Source organism: Streptomyces sp. NPDC046915, assembly GCF_040644935.1.
GTDB lineage: Bacteria > Actinomycetota > Actinomycetes > Streptomycetales > Streptomycetaceae > Streptomyces.
In genome coordinates this window covers 65,904-86,549 of the sequence record NZ_JBEYXB010000001.1, presented here as the reverse complement: position 1 = coordinate 86,549, position 20,646 = coordinate 65,904, and the positions used below count along the sequence as shown (strand labels likewise).

The 20,646-nt window shown below is 70.5% G+C and carries 19 protein-coding genes; 9 read left to right on the top strand and 10 right to left on the bottom strand.

Features of this window, described 5'->3' with window-relative positions:
- Positions 1–44: 44 nt before the first annotated feature.
- Together ABZ915_RS00410 and ABZ915_RS00405 are read right to left on the bottom strand one after the other, a co-directional pair.
- Positions 45–707, bottom strand: coding sequence for a M15 family metallopeptidase (locus tag ABZ915_RS00410; protein ID WP_361793339.1), 663 nt, complete (start codon positions 705–707; stop codon positions 45–47).
- Positions 708–760: 53 nt separating this feature from the next.
- The gene (locus ABZ915_RS00405; RefSeq protein ID WP_361793336.1) at positions 761–1,672 is read right to left on the bottom strand and encodes a DMT family transporter; all 912 of its coding nucleotides are present in this window, start codon (positions 1,670–1,672) and stop codon (positions 761–763) included.
- 196 nt (positions 1,673–1,868) lie between these two features.
- Between ABZ915_RS00405 and ABZ915_RS00400 the strand changes: the two genes are divergently transcribed.
- Both ABZ915_RS00400 and ABZ915_RS00395 read left to right on the top strand, forming a co-directional pair.
- Complete coding sequence (locus ABZ915_RS00400) at positions 1,869–2,330, top strand: hypothetical protein (protein ID WP_361793333.1); 462 nt, start codon at positions 1,869–1,871, stop codon at positions 2,328–2,330.
- A gap of 505 nt (positions 2,331–2,835) precedes the next feature.
- Positions 2,836–3,342 carry a hypothetical protein gene (locus ABZ915_RS00395; protein WP_361793330.1) on the top strand — a complete coding sequence of 169 codons (507 nt, stop codon included), beginning with the start codon at positions 2,836–2,838 and terminating at the stop codon, positions 3,340–3,342.
- On the opposite strand, the gene ABZ915_RS00390 is transcribed toward ABZ915_RS00395, so the two are convergent.
- From ABZ915_RS00390 to ABZ915_RS00375, 4 genes are all read right to left on the bottom strand, one after another.
- A complete protein-coding gene (locus ABZ915_RS00390; RefSeq protein ID WP_361793327.1) occupies positions 3,318–3,737 on the bottom strand; it encodes a DUF5959 family protein in 420 nt (139 codons plus the stop codon). The genes ABZ915_RS00395 and ABZ915_RS00390 overlap by 25 nt on opposite strands.
- Positions 3,730–4,644: a helix-turn-helix domain-containing GNAT family N-acetyltransferase gene (locus ABZ915_RS00385; RefSeq protein WP_361793324.1), complete on the bottom strand. Its 915-nt coding sequence runs from the start codon at positions 4,642–4,644 to the stop codon at positions 3,730–3,732. The genes ABZ915_RS00390 and ABZ915_RS00385 overlap by 8 nt, the downstream gene beginning before the upstream one ends.
- Before the next feature lie 134 nt (positions 4,645–4,778).
- The gene (gene gap / locus ABZ915_RS00380; protein ID WP_361793321.1) at positions 4,779–5,777 is read right to left on the bottom strand and encodes a type I glyceraldehyde-3-phosphate dehydrogenase; all 999 of its coding nucleotides are present in this window, start codon (positions 5,775–5,777) and stop codon (positions 4,779–4,781) included.
- 108 nt (positions 5,778–5,885) lie between these two features.
- On the bottom strand, positions 5,886–6,845 hold the full coding sequence (locus ABZ915_RS00375) for a helix-turn-helix domain-containing protein (RefSeq protein ID WP_361793318.1): 960 nt from the start codon (positions 6,843–6,845) through the stop codon (positions 5,886–5,888).
- A gap of 174 nt (positions 6,846–7,019) precedes the next feature.
- Between ABZ915_RS00375 and ABZ915_RS00370 the strand changes: the two genes are divergently transcribed.
- From ABZ915_RS00370 to ABZ915_RS00350, 5 genes are all read left to right on the top strand, one after another.
- Positions 7,020–7,553: a hypothetical protein gene (locus ABZ915_RS00370; protein WP_361793315.1), complete on the top strand. Its 534-nt coding sequence runs from the start codon at positions 7,020–7,022 to the stop codon at positions 7,551–7,553.
- 513 nt (positions 7,554–8,066) lie between these two features.
- Positions 8,067–8,570, top strand: a complete 504-nt coding sequence (locus ABZ915_RS00365) for an NUDIX domain-containing protein (RefSeq protein ID WP_361793312.1) — start codon at positions 8,067–8,069, stop codon at positions 8,568–8,570.
- 152 nt (positions 8,571–8,722) lie between these two features.
- Positions 8,723–9,280, top strand: a complete 558-nt coding sequence (locus ABZ915_RS00360) for a hypothetical protein (protein ID WP_361793309.1) — start codon at positions 8,723–8,725, stop codon at positions 9,278–9,280.
- Between the two features lie 216 nt (positions 9,281–9,496).
- Complete coding sequence (locus ABZ915_RS00355; protein WP_361793306.1) at positions 9,497–9,631, top strand: hypothetical protein; 135 nt, start codon at positions 9,497–9,499, stop codon at positions 9,629–9,631.
- Positions 9,624–11,156: an FAD-dependent monooxygenase gene (locus tag ABZ915_RS00350; protein ID WP_361793303.1), complete on the top strand. Its 1,533-nt coding sequence runs from the start codon at positions 9,624–9,626 to the stop codon at positions 11,154–11,156. The genes ABZ915_RS00355 and ABZ915_RS00350 overlap by 8 nt, the downstream gene beginning before the upstream one ends.
- A gap of 102 nt (positions 11,157–11,258) precedes the next feature.
- Here ABZ915_RS00350 and ABZ915_RS00345 read toward each other — a convergent pair whose 3' ends face one another.
- The 3 genes from ABZ915_RS00345 to ABZ915_RS00335 all read right to left on the bottom strand — a co-directional run bounded on the left by ABZ915_RS00345 (position 11,259) and on the right by ABZ915_RS00335 (position 16,528).
- Positions 11,259–11,759, bottom strand: coding sequence for a hypothetical protein (locus ABZ915_RS00345; RefSeq protein ID WP_361793300.1), 501 nt, complete (start codon positions 11,757–11,759; stop codon positions 11,259–11,261).
- Between the two features lie 47 nt (positions 11,760–11,806).
- Entirely contained in the window at positions 11,807–12,262 is a 456-nt protein-coding gene (locus ABZ915_RS00340; protein ID WP_361793297.1) for a hypothetical protein, read from the bottom strand.
- Positions 12,263–12,604: 342 nt separating this feature from the next.
- On the bottom strand, positions 12,605–16,528 hold the full coding sequence (locus ABZ915_RS00335) for a WD40 repeat domain-containing protein (RefSeq protein ID WP_361793294.1): 3,924 nt from the start codon (positions 16,526–16,528) through the stop codon (positions 12,605–12,607).
- Between the two features lie 142 nt (positions 16,529–16,670).
- Here ABZ915_RS00335 and ABZ915_RS00330 point away from each other — a divergent pair, with 142 nt between their 5' ends.
- Complete coding sequence (locus tag ABZ915_RS00330; RefSeq protein ID WP_361793291.1) at positions 16,671–18,575, top strand: SMI1/KNR4 family protein; 1,905 nt, start codon at positions 16,671–16,673, stop codon at positions 18,573–18,575.
- A 100-nt stretch (positions 18,576–18,675) separates the two neighbouring features.
- On the opposite strand, the gene ABZ915_RS00325 is transcribed toward ABZ915_RS00330, so the two are convergent.
- Positions 18,676–19,326: a TetR/AcrR family transcriptional regulator gene (locus ABZ915_RS00325; RefSeq protein ID WP_361793288.1), complete on the bottom strand. Its 651-nt coding sequence runs from the start codon at positions 19,324–19,326 to the stop codon at positions 18,676–18,678.
- Between the two features lie 186 nt (positions 19,327–19,512).
- On the opposite strand from ABZ915_RS00325, the gene ABZ915_RS00320 reads away from it, so the two are divergent.
- A complete protein-coding gene (locus tag ABZ915_RS00320) occupies positions 19,513–20,631 on the top strand; it encodes a serine hydrolase domain-containing protein (protein WP_361793285.1) in 1,119 nt (372 codons plus the stop codon).
- Positions 20,632–20,646 lie beyond the last annotated feature (15 nt).

The following is a 20,646-nucleotide window of genomic DNA, read 5'->3' as shown; positions in this document are numbered from 1 at the left end:
AGTGACTCGAAGTCCACCTCAACTCGGGCCGGCCCCGCGGCTCCTCACAGTGGCCGGATGAGTTCTCGTGGCCCGTACACCGCACTGTCGGCTCCGGTGGAAAGAGCCCAGTAACGATCGCCGAAGGACCAGTGCCACCACTCTGTGGGGTAGTTGACCAGGCCCGCAGCGGTCAGCGCGGCACCGAGCGCCCGGCGGTGGGCCCGAGCCTCGGAGCCGACGTTTTCGGCGGCGGTGTAACACGCGCCGTCGCTCTCTTCCGGGCTGGCATTCACCCGAGTACCCAGGTCGAGTTCTCTCCCGTCGGCCGAGACGAGGGTGAGGTCCACCGCGGCGCCCGCGCTGTGCGGCGCGATCTCCGGTGGCGATACGTACCTGCTTGCGGCCTCGCGGACCTGCGTCTGCGACCAGTGCGGATTGCCGGCTCGCAGTTCGTCGCCGTAATGCTCGAAGTACCGGCGCTGTAGCGCAGGCGGCCGGTACCCCTCGATGAACAGCAGACGGATGCCGTCCGGGAGTAACTGCTGAGCCCTCAGAAGACGGTTCAGGACCCCTTCTCGCAGATACGCGAACGCCCCCGCGTCGTCCGCCCTGCGGGAGTCGACGGCGAGGGATCCGTCGATCCGGACGTCGACTAGGGGTTCGCCGCAGTCGGTTGTCGGGATCGCCGCAACCTTTGGATCTGACATCAGCACGAACTCGTTCATGCATTGATCATTGCTGATCCGAGGGCCGATCCGAGGGCCGATACGGGAGCCGGTCAGAATTCTGAGCGGGTGCCGCGTGCCGCGCCCGCCGATGCGGCCACCACGCACAGCACCGCGATCCACTGCGACCAGCGCAGCGACTCCTGGAGCACGATGAGGCCGATGAGGGCCGCCATCGCTGGTTCGAGGCTCATCAGGATGCCGAACACGCGCGGTGGGATCCTGCGCAGCGCTTCCAGATCCAGCGAGTACGGGATCACCGACGACAACAGTGCCACGCCGAGCCCCGCGACCAGGACCCCCGGCTGCATCAGCGCCGTTCCGCTGTCGGCCACGCCGAACGGCACAGCCACCAGTGCAGCGACGGCCATGCCCAGAGCCAGCCCATTGCCTTCCGTGGTGTGGCGGCCCAGCGCCGCGCCGACCAGGATGTACAGGCCCCAGCACGTTCCCGCGGCGAGGGCGAGGACAAGACCGACCGGGTTGAGGTCGCCGCGTCCCTCCATCAGCAGGACCACACCGCCTGCCGCGAGCACGGCCCAGAAGGCGTCCAGCCATCGCCTCGACCCGGCCAGGGCCACCGCCAGCGGCCCGAGGAACTCGATGGTCACCGCGATCCCCAGCGGGATCCGGGCCAGCGCCAGGTAGAAGCACAGGTTCATCAAGCCGAGGGTCACGCCGTAGCCCAGCACCACTGTCCACGCGCGACGGCTCATGCGCAGCGAGGGCCGCCACAACAGCATCAGCACCGCCGCCGCGAACAACAGCCGCAACGCGACTGTCCCGAAGCTGCCCACTGCGCTGAACAGGTGCTTGGCCAACGCCGAGCCCACCTGAACGCTGACGATGCCGAGCAGCACCAGTGCCGTTGGCGGGATCGCGCCGAAGGTACGTCCGGCCACCGCGGTCACGGAGGACCGGGGGAACGGGCCGCGTTCAGTCCTGTTGACGGTCATGGTGGCCATGCGTGGATTCTCGACGATCCGGCGCCGCCCGGCACATGATTTTCCAAGAGCAGGGCTGCGGCGAAAGGTTGGGCCCGGCACTGCCATGACCGAGCACAGCGAAAGGCGATCTGGCGGGTCTCGGGGGACTCCCACGGCGTATGCCCGGGATCGCTCACGGTCCGTACCGGTCGGCGGCGGGGACCATCCCGAGGAAGTGGCCTGGCTGCCCACGGCCGCAGCCGCCCGGCTGGCCGCCCGCCGCGAGCAGGTCGGCGAGACCCTCGCCAAGGCCGCCACCCGCCGCACCGACGTACGCATCAAACTCACCGCCGTGCCGCTCGTCCTCGCCACCGTGGTCGTCCTCGCCGTGGTCCTGACCTCCCACACGGCGGGACCGTCCGCCTCTCCCGCCAGGAAGGGCCCCGCCACGGGAGGTGGCGTCATCGGCGGCGGCACCGCGCGGGCCGCCACCCGGACCGGCTACTCGGGCATCGGATGTGCCTCCTCCGACGCGGCGCGGGCGAGCTTCCACGCCGACAGCGGGGCATGGAAGCCCACCACAGGCGGCGCCTACACTTCGGCCACTTCAGCTTCCCGCAGCACGCCTACGACGCCGGCGGCTGGTACACCACCCGTGGCTTCACCTTCCACACCGGCACCATCGACCTGGCCCTGACCAACATCGGCCCGGCCGATGGCTACGGAGTCGTCGCCGATGTCGTGGAGGCCGCCTGCCACTGGCTTCAGGGCATTGATTGGCGCCAGCTCGTCCTCCGTCAGCCGGACGATCCGATGGAGCAGGCCGCCGCCGAGTTCGGCGCCCCTCCCGGCTTCTTCGCACGGGGGCGGACGTCATCAAGGCACTCGCCCTGGCCACGTCCTGCGTTCCCTGCCGGCCGAGGCCGACCTGTTCATGGGCGTCGACGGCTACCCCACCCTCGCCGCCCGCACGCCGGACGCCCTCCGCCGAGCGAGCACGGCGATGGTCAAGACTGCGTCATGTGACATCAGCGGCTGAGAGCCCGGTGAGCCACCCGACGTACTAAGCGAGTAAGCAGATGCGACTCCCGACGAAGGGCAACTCCTTGATCCCGCAACGCATCGTCATCGCCTCGGTCGCAGGCCTTGCCTCCGCGTTCCTGCTGGGGGCATGTGGCTCCTCGAACGACAATGCGTCCGGCATGAGTCCCGGCAGTGCTGCCCCAGCCGCCACGGCCGCGTCGGATCCCGCGACCTCCGCACCGGCTACGTTCGCACCAGCTACCTCCGCACCGGCCACGTCGGCACCTGCCGCCGCCGGCGACTCCGGGAGCGGACACACGGCCACGACCACCACGGTGACGGCCAAGGCGATGAAGGGCACGGGCAGCGTGGTCACCGACGACAAGGGGATGACCCTCTATCTCTACGGCAAGGACCAGGCGAATCCCTCCAAGTGGACCTGTGCCGGTGCGTGCACACGGACATGGGTGCCCGTCATCGTGGGGGACTCCGTACAGACCTCGGGGGTTGAGAAGAGCCTTCTCGGCACGGTCCACCGCAACGGCATGAAGCAGCTCACCCTCGCCGGCTGGCCGCTGTACCGGTACGTGGGCGACACACAGGCCGGCCAGATGAACGGTCAGGGCAAAGACAAGGAGTGGTATGCCGTCACCCCGTCCGGTCAGAAGTCCGCTATCGCGGACTGAAGTGATCGCAGTCGCGCTCGATGGTCCTCGATCCAGCCGTCGGGCAGTACGACGGGCACCCGCACCGTGACCATCGAGAAGGACTCGTCGTCCACCACCACTTCCGGACAGTCCCGATCACCCGTGAGCTGGATGGAGATGGAAGGCCCACGGTCCCACTTCATCCACGCGGCGGCTTCGCCGGCGTCGAGCTTGTCCAGGGACTCTGCCCAGGACCGCAGCTTGTGGCCGGAGAGAATCAGATGGGTCCGACCGGTGACGAACGGTGTCTCCACGACGATCTCGGCCGCGAGCCCCTGCGGCCACGACGGCTCCCGCCCGAACACGTGGACGCGAACGCTGTTGCCCTCGTCGTCGGCGAGGACGACAAGATCCATTGGCTCGAAGTCAGCCACGAGATGCCTCTCCCCGCGGAGTTGTGGTGATCCGCTTCTCGAACCAGTGGTGAGCGTAAGGCTCGTGGTTGAAAGCGGAGACCTCCTGGAAACCCTGGGAGCGGTACAGGTTGATCGCGGCGGTGAGCGCCTTGTTGGTGTCCAGGCGTAGTACGTCGCGACCGTGCAGGACGGCCCGAGCCTCCAGTTCGGTCAGGAACCGGCGGCCGAGTCCAAGGCCTCGGGCGCGGGGTGCGACCCACATACGTTTGATCTCGGCCGGCGCCCCGGGCGGCAGCTTGAGACCGGCGCAGCCCACCGGCTCGCCGCGCAGTCGGGCGATGAGGAACAGGCCGTGGGGCGGACGGAGTTCGCCGACGTCGGGCAGCAGACTCCGCGCGGGGTCGAAGCCGGTCTCGAAGCGCTCCTGCAACTCGGTGAAGTAGGACCGAAGGCAGTGTTGGGCGTCGGGGTGATCGGGGTCGATGGCGTCAAGGGTGACCGTTGCGGCGGTCAGCAACCGGTCGACCTCGGCCATGGCTGCGACGAGCCCGGCGCGCTGGGCGTCGTTGAGCGGCTCCAGCAGGGAGCTGGCCAACTCGTCGCTACGGCGATCGAGCAGGGCGCGCTCGGCACGGCCGGCGTCGGTGAGCCGGACCGTGCGCACCCGTCGGTCCTCAGGCTGCGGCTCCACCGTCACCAGACCGGCCGTCTCCAGGGAGCGCAGCAGCCGGCTGACGTAACCGGAGTCGAGCCCGAGGCGCTCGCGCAGCCGGCGCACGTCCCGACCCTGTTCGCCGACCTCCCACAGCAGCCGGGCCTCACCGATCGGCCGGTCGCGGCCCAGGTAGCGATCTTGCAGTGCCCCCACGCGTTCGGTCACGGTGCGGTTGAACCGCCGGACCTGTTCGATCTGCGCCCTGTCCATTCTCTGACTCTAGTCAGAGAATTTTGCCTGACGCGAGCCGCGGGGCGGTCGACTTTCAGCGAGTCGCCGCCCATCGCCGCAGCCCGCCGCACCGGCCGGACGTCGGTCGTCGGAGAGCACGTCTCGGGGGCAGATCAGCGTGCGGCGAGGAGTTCCAGCGTGTCGATCACGCGGTTGGAGAAGCCCCACTCGTTGTCGTACCAGGCGACCACCTTGACGTGGCGGCCGTCGACGCGGGTGAGGGCCGCGTCGAAGATCGACGAGGCGGGGTTGCCGACGATGTCGGACGACACGAGCGGGTCGTCGGAGTACTCGAGGATGCCGGCGAGCGGGCCCTGCGCGGCAGCGCGGTACGCGGCCAGCACGTCGTCACGGGTCACGTCGCGGGCGACGGTGGTGTTGAGTTCGACGATCGAGCCGACCGGCACCGGCACGCGGATCGAGTCGCCCGACAGCTTGCCGTCGAGGTTGGGCAGCACGAGGCCGATCGCCTTGGCGGCACCCGTGGTGGTCGGCACGATGTTGACAGCGGCGGCACGGGCGCGGCGGGCGTCGCGGTGCGGACCGTCCTGCAGATTCTGCTCCTGCGTGTAGGCGTGCACCGTGGTCATGAAGCCGTGCTCGATGCCGGCGAGTTCGTCGAGCACCGAGGCCAGCGGCGCCAGCGCGTTGGTCGTGCACGAGGCGTTCGAGACGATCGTGTGCAGAAGCGGGTCGTACGCCTCGGAGTTGACCCCGTACGCGAGCGTGATGTCGGCGCCGTCCGACGGCGCACTGACGAGGACCTTGTTCGCTCCCGCGTCCAGGTGGCCGCGGGCGGCCTTGGCCGACGTGAAGCGGCCCGTCGCCTCCAGCGCGATGTCGACGCCGAGCTCGGCCCACGGCAGCCGCGCCGGCTCCCGCTCCGCGAGCACCGTGATGCGTCGGCCGTCGACGACAAGGGCGTCCCCGTCGACGGACACCGGACGGCCGAGCCGGCCGGCGGTCGTGTCGTACGCGAGGAGCCGGGCGAGGGTGGCGGGCTCGGTGAGGTCGTTGACGGCGACGATCTCGAGGTCGCTGTCGCGTTCGAGCAGAGCGCGCAGCACGTTGCGCCCGATGCGGCCGAATCCGTTGATGGCGATGCGAGTCATGTGTGACGTCCTTTCGGTTCGGTCACCAGCCTCGCGTGCGGGATCAGACCGCGGCCCTGGCGTGAGCGCCATGGTTCGAAAGGATCGCGCCAGACGCCGGGTGGCGGGCTACTCGCCCCGGGTGAAGGTGCGCCGGTACTCACTGGGGGTGGTGCCGAGGATGCGCTGGAAATGCATCCGCAGATTCGCACCGGTGCCGAGACCGACGTCGTTCGCGATCTGCTCGACGCCGCGCTCCGAACGTTCGAGCAGCTCACGGGCCAGGTCGATACGGGCACGCATGACCCACTGCATCGGCGTGTACCCGGTGTCCTCGGCGAAGCGCCGCGAGAACGTGCGAGGTGAGACCGCCGCGTGCTGGGCGAGGGCTTCGAGGCTGAGGGACTCGCCGAGCCGGTTCAGGGCCCATTCGCGGGTGGCGGCGAACCGTTCACCCAGCGGCTCGGGCACACTGCGCGGCACGTACTGCGCCTGGCCGCCGCTGCGGTACGGGGCCGCGACCAGGCGCCGGGCCGCGTGGTTCGACGCGGCCACCCCGAGGTCGCCGCGCAGGATGTGCAGGCACAGGTCGATGCCCGAGGCGGCGCCGGCCGACGTCAGCACGCTGCCCTCGTCTACGAAGAGGACGTTCTCGTCGACCTGGACGAGCGGATGCTTCTGCGCGAGCGCCCGTGTGTAATGCCAGTGCGTCGTGGCGCGCTTGCCGTCGAGCAGGCCCGTGCAGGCGAGCGCGAAGGCGCCCGTCGAGATGGCCGCAAGCCGCGTACCTCGGTCATGTGCGGCGATCAGCGCGTCGACCACGGTCTGTGGCGGGTCGTCGCGGTCCGGGAACCGATAGCCGGGGACGAAGACGACGTCGGCCCACTTAAGTGCGTCGAGGCCGTGGGCGACGTGGTACGCCAGTCCGTCGCCGCCGGTCACGAGCCCGGGTGCCGCGCCGCACACCCGCACCTCGTACGGCATGCTCGCCCGGGTCGTGAACACCTGCGCGGGAATGCCGACATCGAGCGGCTTCGCACCCTCGAGCACGAGGACGGCGACGCGACGCAGGCGGCGGGAGGACGACACAGGAAACAGGGTACGAGGCCACAGCCGGGTCTGTTCGCCGTCCCCGACGGCGCCGAGCACCGTGTGGTTTCCAGGTACCCGACTCAGCCCCGGCGGAGCTGGTCACCCGCTGTCGCCGCCGGCGAACCGTCGGTCGGCTTCTGCCACACCGAGACGTGTGACCTGCTCGACGCGGTGAAAGGTGCCTCGTTCCAGTCCGCCCACCGCTCCGACAGGTCCAGGCGTGGAGAGCAGTCGCGACCCCACGGTGATCTGGAGATCGCGGTGCCCGCGGCGGGCTTCGCGGAGATTCGAGACCGCTTCCCCGAGTACGTGTTTGACGCGGTTGGCTCGGGACGGGTCTGGGCGAGGGCAGGAGCCGAGGCGCTCGCGACCACACACCAGACCTGGCTGCGGGATCCGGTGAGTGGCCAGTTCCTGTTCGACGTCTTCCGGGAGCCGCACGACGGCGGCACATGGATCTGCCGACGGGACGAGAACCTGCGGCTGCCGTACGACGCGATCATCGAGCGGACCGCGGACGGCATCCCCTACCTGGTGCCGGAGCTGGTGCTGTTGTTCAAAGCGAAGGCGCCACGACCCAAGGACCATGCGGACTTCGACAGGGTCCTACCGCTGCTGAGCCGGCCACGGCGCGAAGTTCTTGGCGGGTGGCAGACGCGCGTGCATCCCGGACATCCCTGGCTGGCGAAGCTGGCGAGGCCGTGACGCGGGCTCTGCCTGTGAAGTTGAGCATTCAGGGGAGCGGCGGGCTGCACGGTTGCGATGAGCAGGCGGCACGTGATCACTCCGCCGGGTCACGTGGCATCCTTGCCAGACGATCTGACGGGCAAGTGGAAGTCGAGTCACGCGTTGATCCGTGTCGCGCGAGGAGCCACCGGGTTCTGGGGACATGGCGACGGCCCGTCGCCGCAGGTGGACATCGTGGCCTTCAAAACCGCCTGCCATGCGGTGGCCCGGTCGATTCGGGCCACGGTCGGCGAAGTGACCCCGGCCGCAGGCGCGCCGAGTTGATGCTCAACTGGTGGGACTGATCCGGGTCATTGGGTTGAGGTCTTGTCAGTGCCGTTCTGAGTACTCCAGCCGTGTCGCGCGCCGGCATCCCTTTGATCGGCTCTGTGGCAACGATCCCAGCGAGCCCGACACCGGCAACTGCCTGAACGGGCGCTGGAGTGCAGCGAAGCGGAGGGCCGCGGAAACGCCCGGCCTACGCTGTCGGCTATGCCCGCACGCAAGCAGCCTTTCAGCGTGGCACACGACGTCGAGCTGCCCGTTCCCGCGCCTGGCGAGCTCTGGACCGTCGGTGCTGTCATCCTCAACCGTGACGGTGAAGCCTTCGCCCAGAAGCGAAGTCCATACCGGCGCCTTTTCCCTGACACCTGGGACATCGTCGGCGGCCACGTCGAGCCCGGAGAGACCCTCCTTGAGGCTCTCGCGCGAGAGGTCGAAGAAGAAACCGGCTGGCGCCTGCGCCATGTGCGGCGATTCCTGGGCGCCACGACCTGGAACGGAGACGACGGCGCTGGACTCCGTCATGAGGCGGACTATCTCGTGGACGTCGAAGGCGACTTGGACCATCCCATGCTGGAGTGGTCCAAGCACTCGACCTATGGCTGGTTCAGCCCCGGCAACCTTGACCGCCTCAAAGAAAACCGTGACCCCGGAGAGTTCTTGATCTACGAACTCATCGCACGAGCCATGCAAGATCATCCAGACAGGTTCTGAGGTCCTGAGACGATCTCTTGGTCGGGGGGTTGTGAAGCGTTGCCTCAGGCGCTTGGGGCTTGATGCTCTCGCGTGCCGGGTATCGCAGGCGCATGCAGGCATGGGGAGAGACCGTGTGGACGGGACCCCGGTGGGAGAATTTACTGCGGGGCGTGGTGCGGCGGGTGCTGGCGGGAGATGGGCCGCAGCCGTGGTGGCTGCCGCGGCGCGCGCTGACCGTGGTGTCGGCCGATGTCGACGTCGCTGCCGGTGTCGGGGCGGTCTGGATCGTGTGGCGTCCGAGATCGCCGCGGATGCGTGAGCACATTGCGCTGCTGGAGTGGTACGGCGAGCAGTGGCGGTACGTGGGGGGCGGCAGCGGCTCCGGAGACGATCCTGTCGACGTCGATGTGCTCGGCGTCTGTAACGGTGGGGGCGTCCTCAGCCTCACCCGCCGCATTGACCCGCCGCGCTCCATCACCTCGGCCCCATGGATCAGTTGCGTCAAAGTGCGCCTCGGACGGGACGTGGGCCACGTTCTCGTCGGTGCCCGCCGGTTCGAGACTCCCGAGCAGCACAAGCTCATCGCCGTTTGGAAGTCCCCCTACGTCAGCCGCGGAGCCCGTCCCGTCATCGTGGCACTGGGACGCGACGGTGCCGAACTCTCCCGCATTGGCCCACATGACGGCCTGGACACCCACACGTGGGCGCGATTGAGAGAGGAGACATGACCAGCCTGTTTCCGACGCCTCGGCCGCGGCGCCCTCCTGTGCTGGGCCCGGGGCTGGCCTTCCCGTCAAGTCGCTTTGCTCAGCGGTGAGATGACGTGTCGGTCAGCTGTCGGAGCCGTCGGTCGGATGTCGGCGATGTGTCGGTGGGGTTTGGGATCTTTCTCGCGGGCCTGCCGGAGGAGTGTTCGGCAGGCGTGCGAAACCCAAGGAGTCACCATGATCAGTGACGGCAGAATCGCCGACGCCGGGCTCGGAGGACTGGCCCTCGCCCGCGTGCCCTACGGCGACGACGCACCCCGCGGCCCGATCAGCGCATCCACCACCTCCGGTAAGGGGACCCCTCATGCATGACGTAGTGATCGTGGGCGCCGGCCCGGTTGGCCTGTTCCTGGCCTGCGAGCTCGGCCTCGCGGGCTGCTCGGTCCTGGTCCTCGAGCGGGAAGCGGAGCCCCTCTCCCCTTGGAAGGCGGTCCCGCTCGGGACGCGGGGCCTGTCCGCCGCATCGGTTGGGGCGTTCTACCGCCGCGGGATACTACTCCCGCTGCTGACGGCGTCGGGCGTCGACGACGGGACCGGCGCGTACTCCGACGAGGACGAGCTGCCACCCCCTCGTCAGGGGGGTCACTTCGCCGGCATGATGCTCGACCCGGCCAAGGTCGACGTCACCGCTCTGCCGTTCCGGCTTCCCAGCCCGGCGGCGGAGGGCGTGATGACAAGCCTCGAAGCGGTCGAGACGGTGCTGTCGGAGCAGGCGACCAAGCTCGGCGTGGAGGTCAGGCGCGGGGTCACCGTCTCCGCCATCGCGCAGGACGACGAGAGGGTGATCGCGCGAGCCGGCGAGGACGAGTACGCGGCGCGGTGGCTCGTCGGCTGCGACGGCGGACGCAGTACGGTGCGCGGGCTCGCGGGCTTCGACTTCGTCGGCACGGAGCCGCAGCTCACCGGCTACGCCGTTTTCGCCACCATCGCCGATCCCGAGAAGCTGCGCCGTGGGTTCAACCTGACCCCGACAGGCATGTACCTCCAGACAGCCGTGAACGGGCACCTCGGCATCATGGATTTCGACGGCGGCGCGTTCGACCGCTCGCAGCGGCCGACTCAAGAGCACCTCCAGGCAGTCCTGCGCCGTGTATCCGGCACCGACGTGACCCTGAGCGAGATCCATCTAGCCTCGAGTTTCACGGACCGGGCCATGCAGACGACGACCTACCGGCAGGGGCGCGTCCTGCTCGCGGGCGACGCCGCCCACATTCACTCCCCGCTCGGAGGGCAGGGACTCAACCTCGGCCTCGGTGACGCCATGAACCTGGGATGGAAGCTCGCAGCGACCGTCCAGGGGAACGCGCCGGCCCAGCTTCTCGACACCTACACCCACGAGCGCCATCCGATCGGCGCGTGGGTACTGGACTGGTCACGCGCCCAAGTGGCGGCCATGCGGCCGGACCCGCACTCCCAGGCCATCCAGAAAGTGATGCGCGACCTGATCGACACCGGTGACGGAACGACCTACGTGTTCGACAAGATGTCGGGACTGTCGAACCGCTACGAATTCGGCAGCAAGCACCCCCTGGCCGGCCGCAACGCCCCGGACTTCCGTCTGGAGGACGGCACTCGCCTCGGCGCCCTGCTGGCGGACGGACGAGGCGTCGTACTCGATTTCAGCAGTGACCGATGCCTGCACGGTTCAGCGCTGGGCTGGGAGAGCCGCATACGTTATGTGGCCGGGCCGGCGAGGAACGACCTCGCACTGGGCGCCGTGCTCGTCCGACCTGACGGCGTAGTCGCCTGGGCAGATGATGGCGACCCCGATCATGAAGCGTTCGAACGAGCCGCCGGTCATTGGTTCGGTACTCCTGGAACCACGGTGTCCGCCTGAGATCTCGGCTCATTGACGGCCGAAGGCGATGACACGGTGCCGGTCCGCGAAGCACAGCTCACGGATCGGCACCGGGTCAGCCCGTGACCGGGCCGGAGAAGATCAGCAGTTGCGGATGGACCAGACCGGGTCCCAGTTGTAGTAGTGGTTGGTCTGGTCGGGTGTGAAGGAGTACAGCACCCTTCCTTGCTGGTCGTAGAAGTACGAGGTGACGTTGCCGGTCTGGTTGTCGAAGTAGCCGCCGTCCCCTTGCCAGTTGAACAGCTGGTAGGCGCTGCACGCGGCGAGGTGGTACTGCCGCCACTTGCCCGACGCCGGGTTCCACACGGCCGGGCAGAGGACACCGTGGCTGCACGGCGCGGGGAACGAGCCGGGCACGTACTCCGCGTATCCGGCCGCGGGTGCGATGGAGGGCGCGACAGCTTTCACGCCCGCGGGAAGCCGGGGAGCGGGCGGGAGCGGGCGCGGCGCTGACGGCTGGGCTCGCGCACCGTCGCTGGACAGCGAGCCGGCGGTCGCGGAAGCATCCGCCGCGGCCGGGGTGAATCCGGCCAGCAAGGCCGTCAGGCCGGTTATGGCGACGAGGAAGCGTTTGACACGCATCGTGGCGGATCTCCTTGCGTTCGATGGACGGAAGTTGTGTGGGCGAGTCAGCAGTAGCCGATCTTCTTGTAGCCGACGTAGAACTCGCCCCTGTTGTTCACGCTTGCGTTGGTCCCCAGACCGGTGACGTTGTGCGCCCCGACGATGCGCCCGACCCGCCCCTGGGAGACGCTGTTGATGTCCACGGTCGGCGGGGCGGCCGCATGGAAGACGAAGGTGGCCGAGGCGTCACCGGGGGCGCGCGTGCCGCTGGCGTAGCAGGCGCTTCCGTTGGAGCGGCGGAGTACGAGATCGCCGTTGTCCTGCATCGTCACCGAGTAGCCGCTGTTGCAGATGGCCTGGTTGACTCCGAGGGTTCCGGAGAACGATGTGCCGACGCAGGTGATGGCCGCCGCGCTCGTAACGGTGGCGGGCACGTGCGCGGACGCGGTCCCGCCGGACCAGCACAGCGTCCCGGCGAGGGTCGCCATCACCAGGGCGCGGATGCGTCGCTTGCCATTCATGGCACTGTCCTTTCCTGAGGAACGGCGTCGACGGGCCGCTGGTCCGGCCCGTCCCGTCCCGTTCCGACTTGCGTGAGCGTGGCCCCGAGGCCTGCTCCATCCCCGGCACCGGTATAGCCCGTGGACGTTGTCCGGCGTCGAGACAAGGGCGCCGAACAATCAACCGCCGTACAAAGGGCGCTCGCCCACAGCGCCCGCAGACCACCCCACAGCGCCCGCAGACACCCCACAGCGCCCCGGAGCGCCAACGGCGAACAACGGCACGGGTGCCACCACCCGTCGCGGGCCCGGTCGTCGTACAGGGCGGCGGCCTTCCCAGCGCCTCTGCGCAGCCGGTCCGCTCTACGGTCCGTCCGCCGGAGCCGTCGCCGCCGGGCATGGGGGCCTGTAGGAGAGGCCCGGCAGGTACTGGCGCCAGTCGGCGGTGCCAAGGACCGAGCGGCCCACGTCGCGGCAGACCCGTGTGGCCGCCCGTTCCGGATCGGGATCCCAGAGCAGCGCGGTCCAGTCCTCACTGCCCGTCGCGATGAGGCGGCCGTCGGGGCGGAAGGCCACCGCGTCCACCTGTTTGGTGTGTCCGCTCAGTACGGCCAGTTCGGCCGGCCGGTGCGGATCACGGACGTCCCACATCCGCACGGCCCGCTCGCTCGCGGTGAGCAGGGTGCCGCCGTTCGGAGCGAAGGCGACGGCCTTGACCGCGCCGGCGTAGTCGCCGAGGCTGGCGATCGGCCGGGGTGCGGTGCGCTGGGTGATGTCCCACAGACGCAGCACCCGGTCGTCCCCGCCGGTGGCCAGGGTGCGGCCATCGGGAGCGAAGGCGACCGTCTTGACCGCGTCGTGGTGACGGTCGAGCAGGGCCAGTGGACGCGGCCGGCCGGGGCGGCTCACGTCCCAGAGGCGGGCCAGATGGTCCCGGCCGGCGCTGGCCAGCATGCGGCCGTCGGGGCTGAACGCCACCGACTCCACCTCGTCGCTGTGGGCCGGCACCACGGACAGCGCCCGGGGCCGCCGTGGGTCGCCGGTGTCCCAGAGACGTACGGTCCCGTCTCCGTCGCCGGCGGCGAGAAGGCGGCCGCCCGGCGCGAAGGCGACGGTGTTCACCGCGTCCGTGCCGCCGGTCACGCGGGCCAGCGGGCGCGGTGTGCGGGGACGGCCGACGTCCCACAGACGGACGGTCCGGTCCAGGCTGGCGGAGGCGAGCACCGGCCGGTGCGGGTCGAAGGCGACCGCGTTGACGGCGGCAGTGTGTCCGGACAGCACCGACAGCGGACGTGAGCGGAGCGGATGGGTGACATCCCAGAGTCGTACGGCGCGGTCGTAGCTGCCGGTGGCCAGGGTGCGGCCGTCAGGGCTGAAAGCGACCGTGTACACGGAACTCGTATGACCGGTGAGGGCGGGGAGGGGAAGGTTCCACAGGCGTGCCGTCTGGTCGCTCGCGCCGGTGGCCAGGGTACGGCCGTCAGGGCTGAAGGCCGCCGAAGTGACGTACCCCGTATGACCGCTGAGGACGCCCAGCAGCCGGACGGCCGTCCGATCGTCCGGCCGGACACCGGTGTCCCACAGCCGGACGTCGGCGTCGACGCCCGCGCTGGCCAGGGTGCGGCCGTCCGGAGCGAAGGCGAGCGCGAAGACGGTGTCGGTGTGGCCGGTGAGCATGGTCAGCGGACTGGGCCGGCCCCCGGGCCGGAGCGTCGCGGGATTCCACAGGCGTACGGCGCGGTCGTCCCCGCCGGTCGCGAGCGTACGGCCGTCGGGGGCGAAGGCCACGGCGTTGGCGGGCGGCAGCCGCACCGTCTCCGCCGCCTTCACTGCTTGAGCGTCGCCGTCGGTCGAGGTGTGCGCCAGGTGCCACAGCCGGGTCCCGGCCGGTCCCGCGACGGCGAGGGCATGCCCGTCCGGGGCGAACGCCAGGGAGCGGACCTCGCCGTCCAAGGTACCCAGGACAGCCGTCGCCGGTGGGCGCCCCCGGCTCGCGGCGGGCCACCTGGCGACGGTGCCCGAGGGCCCCGCGGACACGACGATCCGGCCGTCCGGGCTGAAAGCCACCGCCGCGTGTCCCGGCCCGGCTGCGGCCCGCGGCGGATTTAGCACCGCCCGGGCGCGCGGCCGGTGCGGCGCACGAAGGTCCCACAAAGTCGTCGTGCCGAGCGCATCGGTCGTGGCCAGAGTCCGGCTGTCGCCGCTGAACGCCATCGCCCGGACGCCCACCGCCGCGGCGCTCGCCGCCCGGCCGGGCAGGACGATGGACGGGTGGGGGAGGTGCGGGGCGGTGGCGTCCCAGAGCCGTACCGTCCGGTCCGCCCCGGCGGCCGCGAAGAGACGCCCGTCGGGGCTGAAGGCCACGGCGTCGACCTTGTCCTTGCTTCTCAGCTGGGTTGCGTACGGTGTGGCGTACGAGCTGAGCAGGGCGCCGCGCGCGGCGGCGGTCGGGTGCAACCGGTAGGCCGCGAGCGCCAGTTGGAGGGCGAGGGCAGGCTCGGTGCGGCGCAGCGCGTCGGCCTGCTGCGCGACCTGACGGGAGACCGCGATGTCGCGCTGCTGCTGGGCCTGATCCCGGGAGACGAGAGCGATTCCCGTGGCCGTGGCGGTGCCCAACAGCAGGACGGCGAGCAGCACGAGGAGCGTTCGCAGCCGCCGGGCACCGCGCAGCGCCGCCGCCCGAGCGGCGGCCCGGGCGGCCAGACTTGCCGTGAGGAACCGGCCCTCCCGCTCGCTGAGCGTGTCCTTGCCCCAGTCCGCCGCCCATTCCGCGGCCTGGTCGAGCCGGACGCCCCGGTACAGGGCGCCGGGGTCGTGCTGGACGGCTTCCCAGGCGGTCGCGGCCTCGGTGAGCCGCCGGTGGATCCGCAGCCCCTCACGGTCCTCGGCCAGCCAGCCGCGCAGCCGTGGCCAGCGGCGGATGAGGGCCTCGTGGGCGATCTCGACGCCGCCCTGGTCGAGTACAAGGAGCCGGGCGCGCGCGAAGCGCTCCAGTACGGTCGCGGTGTCGGTGCCGGGGAAGTCCAGTTCCGCGCGGTCCACCCGGCGCTTGGTGTCCTCGGTGCCCTCGCCGGGCGCCGTGAGCCGCAACAGCACATTGCGGGCGACCCGTTGACCGTCCGGCTCCAGCGCCGCGTACACCGTCTCGGCCGTGCGGGCGAGGGCGCCGTCGATACCGCCCGTCGCCCGGAAACCGGCCAGGGTCAGGGCGTTGCCGCGCCGTCGCCGCCAGGCCTCCAACAGGGCGTGCGAGAGCAGCGGAAGGACCGCGGCCTGGTCCTTCGCCTGGGCGACCAGTTCCGCCAGCAGCGCTCCCTCGACGGCCAGCCCGGCGCGGACGGCGGGCCGGGTGATGGCCCGGCCCAGTTCGTCGGTGGTCATGGGACCGATCAGGACCTGGGCCTCGCCCACCGCCTCGACCAGTCGGGGATGATCGGTGCAGTGGGCGTAGAAGTCGGCCCGCACACCCACCACGATCCGGCAGCGACTGTTCGCGGCGTGGGCCGCGGTGATCAGCGCCTCGATGAAGGCGCCGCGCTCGACGGGATCCTCGCACAAGGCGAAGACTTCCTCGAACTGGTCCACGACGAGCAGGAGTTCGGTCTCCGCCGGCCGCGCGGCCAGGGCCTGGAGCACGGCCCGGTGCAGGGCCCGCGGATCCCGCACCAGCGCTTCGTACAGCTCGCCGGAGGACTCACCTGTATGGGCGGCCAGCGTCGCCGCGCACTCCTCCACAGGATGCGGACCCGGAGTGAGGGCCACCACCGGCCAGTCGGGATGTTCCGCCGGCCACTGCGAAAGCAGCCCGGCGTGCAGCAGCGAGGACTTGCCGGCGCCCGACGCCCCGACCAGGGTGGTGAACCGGCACGCCGTCACCTTCCGAATCAGCTCCGCCACCAGCCGCTCACGGCCGAAGAACCACTCGGCCTCATCGGTACGGAAGGCCAGCAGCCCCGCGTACGGCGCGTTCTTCTCCTCCGGCGCGGCGTCCGGGCCGGGCGTCCCATCGCCGTCTCCGGCTGCCGCTTCCTCCGCTGCGACTCGCCAGTGCTCCTCCCACACGGCGGGGTCGGCACCGCAGGCCCGGGCGAAGGCGACCACCACTGCAAGGCTGGGCAGCTGCCGTCCCGCGGCCGCCGCCGACAGGGTGGAGGCCGAGTAATGGGCGGTCTTGGCCAGTTCCCGGTACGTCGGGTTCCCTGCCTCCCGCCGTAATCGGCGCAGGCCCGCCGCGAGACGCAGTAATGGTCCGTCCCCCTCCTCCAGCGGACGTTCCCTCCTCGGCACGCCGACACCCCCTTCCGACCCCGTCCGTCCCACTGACCAGCACCAGCATCCCAGGGCCGCTACCGCGCCGGGGGATGCCGCTCCGGGACTTGGAACGAAGAGGCGGGGCGCCGTTGTCGGTGCCGGATGGCACTATCCGGTCATGAGTGGTGAGTCTTTCAACTGGCGTGAGTTCCTGGGGCGTTGGCAGGAGGAGTGGGTTCCGCGCGCGGACGAGGACGCGGACGGGGACGAGGACGGCGGGCAGACCGTTGTCCCCCTGGGCAGGCTCGGGGCGGACGAGGCGGCGGTCGCCGCGGCCGAGGAGCGGCTCGGGCGGAGGCTGCCGCCCTCGTACCGGGAGTTCCTGGCTGTGAGTGACGGCTGGCACGTGGACGAGACGGCCGGGGTCTATCAGCTCGGCGGTGCCGCGGACATCGACTGGTTCCAGGATCCGTACGACATGACCCCGCTGTACGAGCAGAACCTGGGCGACAACCCGCGCGAGGAGGACGTCCTGCTGGCCGGGATGTGGCAGCGGGCGCTACGGCTGGAGACGGACTCCGACATGTCGTACGCCCTGCTCGACCCGGGCGACAGCGACCAGGACGGCGAGTGGGCGTTGTACGTCTACAAGGGCTGGAGCGGTGAACTGCCGGACCGTTACCCGTCGTTCCGCGCGTACATGGAGGCCATGTACCGCGGCTTCCACGGCGACCGGGCGGCAAGACCCGACTTCGTGAACGCGACCACGCGCGCCCAGGACGCCCATGTGGAGAAGGCCCGCCTGCTGGCCCTGCGCGGACGGTACGAGGAGGCCCTGCCCCTGCTCGAGGAGGCGCAGTCCTTCGGACGGCCACGGAGCGCCGTCCTGCTGAACCAGCTCCGGCATCTGCTGGCTCCGCACAGCGCCCGGGGCTACGGCAATCTGGTGGCCGACCCGCGCTACCTGCCCGAGATCCTGCCCGTGGAGGCCATGGAACCGGCACGCGGCGGATGGCGGCCGGGCGAGGACGACCGCTGGATCGGGATGATGACCGCCCGTGGAGCCGCCCGGGAGAGCGCCGAGGCCGTACTGAGCACGATGCGGGACGGCACCCATCGCTACGCGCCTCCCGGTCCATGGGGCCGGGCCGTCGCCGAGGCCTGGGAATCGGCCCGGTGGGGGGCGACCGACGCCGCGTGGCGGGTGCTGCGGGACGCGCTCCCGCTGTGGGAGGCGCCCGGGCCCGCGCTGATCGCCCCGATCGGCCTGCTCGCCGATCCGGTCCTCGGTCCGCTGATCACCCCGGAGCGCGGGCGGGAAATCCTCGCGACACCGCGGGCGGGGGAGAGGGGGCCTGCTCCCGAGCCGGTGCCCGATCTCGATCCGGCGGGCCTCGCCTGGCTGACGGAGCCCGTGGCGAACGGGCAGCCGTTCGACGGATACCGCTGTGTCTGGGTCGAGGGGATCGACCCCGCCCGCCTGCCCGCCGTGATCGGTGAGGAAGGCGCCGAACTGAGCGCGCCCACGGATCCGCGCAGGGCCTCCTGGCGGGCACCCAAGCCCCACGAGCGGGAGGGCGTGGAACTCTGGGAGGACCGGGCCGTGGTCGCCGTCGGCCGTACCGCCGAAGCGTGGGCCTTCGCCTTCGACGGCCACTCCCGCCACCACCTGACCAAGCTGTTCCTTTCCCCCGCTCCGGTCGCCTCCGCGTCCGGCCGCGCGGTGGCGGTGTGGCGCGACCCGAGGCGCTCGTCTCCGGGTGACCGCCCGGCCGCGTTCCACCTGTCGGTGGCCGAACAGGACGAGGAGCTCTACGCGTTCACCGTGCGGGGTACGGACATCCAGCGCTCCGGCGCGATACCCGAGGCCCTGGACCCCGCACGGCTGCTCCGCCCCGAGGGCACCGAACTCGACTGCGAACTCCGCGTGTTGGAGGCCCTGCACACCGAACTCGGGCTCGCCCTTCCCCGCTTCGCGCTGACCCGAGGCAGGCTCCGCACCTTCACCACCCGCTCCTGGACCCGGGCGCCACGCACGGGCGAGGGGTTCGCCTACGGCTACGTCGCGCGGCACCGGCTGTGAACTCGGGCGGGCCCGCACTCCCGGGCCCGCACTCCGACGGGGGTGGGCCGGCCCATCACGCACCTGTTGTCGACACTCCTGAGCCGGTTGGCCGGCTCGGTCAGATCGAGGCTTCGATGTGGGCGAGTTGGGCGGCGAGGATTTCTTCGAACGCGGCGCGACGGTCCGCCCCGAGGGGGCGGACGTCACGGGCGAAGTGGGCCAGGGCGGGGAAGCGTTCGGGGTCGGCGCCCAGGACCGCGACGCGGAACAGCTCCATGCCCTGTTCGTGCTCCGTGGGGGTGATGGTGCTGACCCCGGCCTCGGAGGCGATCAATGCGGCGATGAGGACCGCGATCCGGTGGTAGCGCGCCGGGATCTCCTCGTCGGGCAGTCCCGAAGCTCGCAGGGCCTGTAGCGCCTCTTCCATGACCAGCCGGGAACCGGCGCCGCCTGACGCATAGCGTCCCCAGACCGCGGCGAGCTGGGGCTGCTGACCGAAGGCCTCTCTCACGCGCAGGGCGAGGGCGGTGATGCGCTGCTTCCAGTCGCCCTCGGGGCGGTAGCCGTCCATGGCGGCCACGAGGATCCGGTCGGCGACCGCCCGCAGCAGTTCTGTCTTGCTGCGGAAATGCCGGTAGAGGCTGGAGGAGTCGGTCCCGAGGGCCGTGGCGAGCTTGCGCACGCTGAACGAGTCGGCGTCGCTCGTGCGCAGCAGCTCCGCCGCCGCATCCAGGATCTCCTCGGTCGACCAGCGCCTTCGGTCTGCCATCTCACTCCTCTCGCCGTACTCAGCCTAACTTATGCACTTGGTGTTGCACGCACCGCGTGCATAATGAGGACATGAGCGTGCCGAAGGGCCCGGCAGCAGGCGGGCCGGCGTGCCATCCGTGCCCTGTGGCCCGGGTCAGGCGACCACCGAGGAGCTCACCCCGGGGAATTCGAAAGGACGCATGCCGTGAGGAACCCACTGGATCCCGCGAAGCTGAACGCCGCCATCGAGAACGTCCACCGCGCCGGGATGCCGGGCCTGTTCGCCGAGGTGCGTGACGGCGACCAGGTCTGGCGCGGCGCCGCGGGGGTCGCCGATGTCGCCACCGGTCGCCCTGTCACCGCCGACATGCGGCACCGCGTCGGCAGCATCACCAAGACCTTCACCGCCGCCGCGGTTCTGCAGCAGGTCGAGAGCGGTCAGATCGGTCTCGACCTGCCGATCGGCCGGTACCTTCCGAGGCTGGTTCCCGGAGGACGCGGTGACGCGATCACGGTCCGGATGCTGATCAACCACACCAGCGGCCTCGCCGAGTACCTCCCCTGTGCCTATCCCTCCCTCAAGGCGTTCCCCGCCCTCGCGGACACCGGACCGCAGAGCCTGGACGACAACCGGCTCAAGCGGTTTCACCCCACCGAACTGATCGAGATGGGAGTCACCGCACCTGCCGTCGGCGCCCCCGGCGGCACTCCGGGGGTGTACTCCAACACCAACTACCTGCTCCTCGGCGAACTCCTGGAACAGGTGACCGGTACCACGGCCGAGCGGTACATCACCCGGAACGTCATCGAGCGCGCCGGGCTCCGGGACAGCGAACTCCCCGCCGAGCCGTACGTCAACGGGCCGCACTCGCGGATCTACGAGGCGTGGTTCGGCATGATCGACCCGCCGCGCGACTACAGCGTCTACGACATGTCGTGGGTGGGGCCGGCGGCCTCGCTGATATCGACCGTCACGGACCTCAACCTCTTCTTCGGCATGCTGCTGACCGGCGAGATCGTCAGCCCGTCGTCGCTGGCGCAGATGCGACGCACGGTTCCGGTCGTCTCCCAGGAGGGAAAGACGATCGAATACGGTCTCGGCCTGCACCCGATGGAGGTTCCCGGTCAAGGCACCTTCTGGGGCCACGGCGGCACGGTCTGGGGTGCTGGAGCGCTGGCCATGACCCGTGCCGACGGCAAGCGGCAGATGGCCGTCGCGGTGAACCTGCAGAGGTGGAACAGGCTCGACTCCTCGGGCAAGCCGCAGCCCCATCCCATCGACGACGCGCTCGCGGCTCTCTACCGTGTGGCGATGTACGGCTGACCGGGCCGCTCGGTC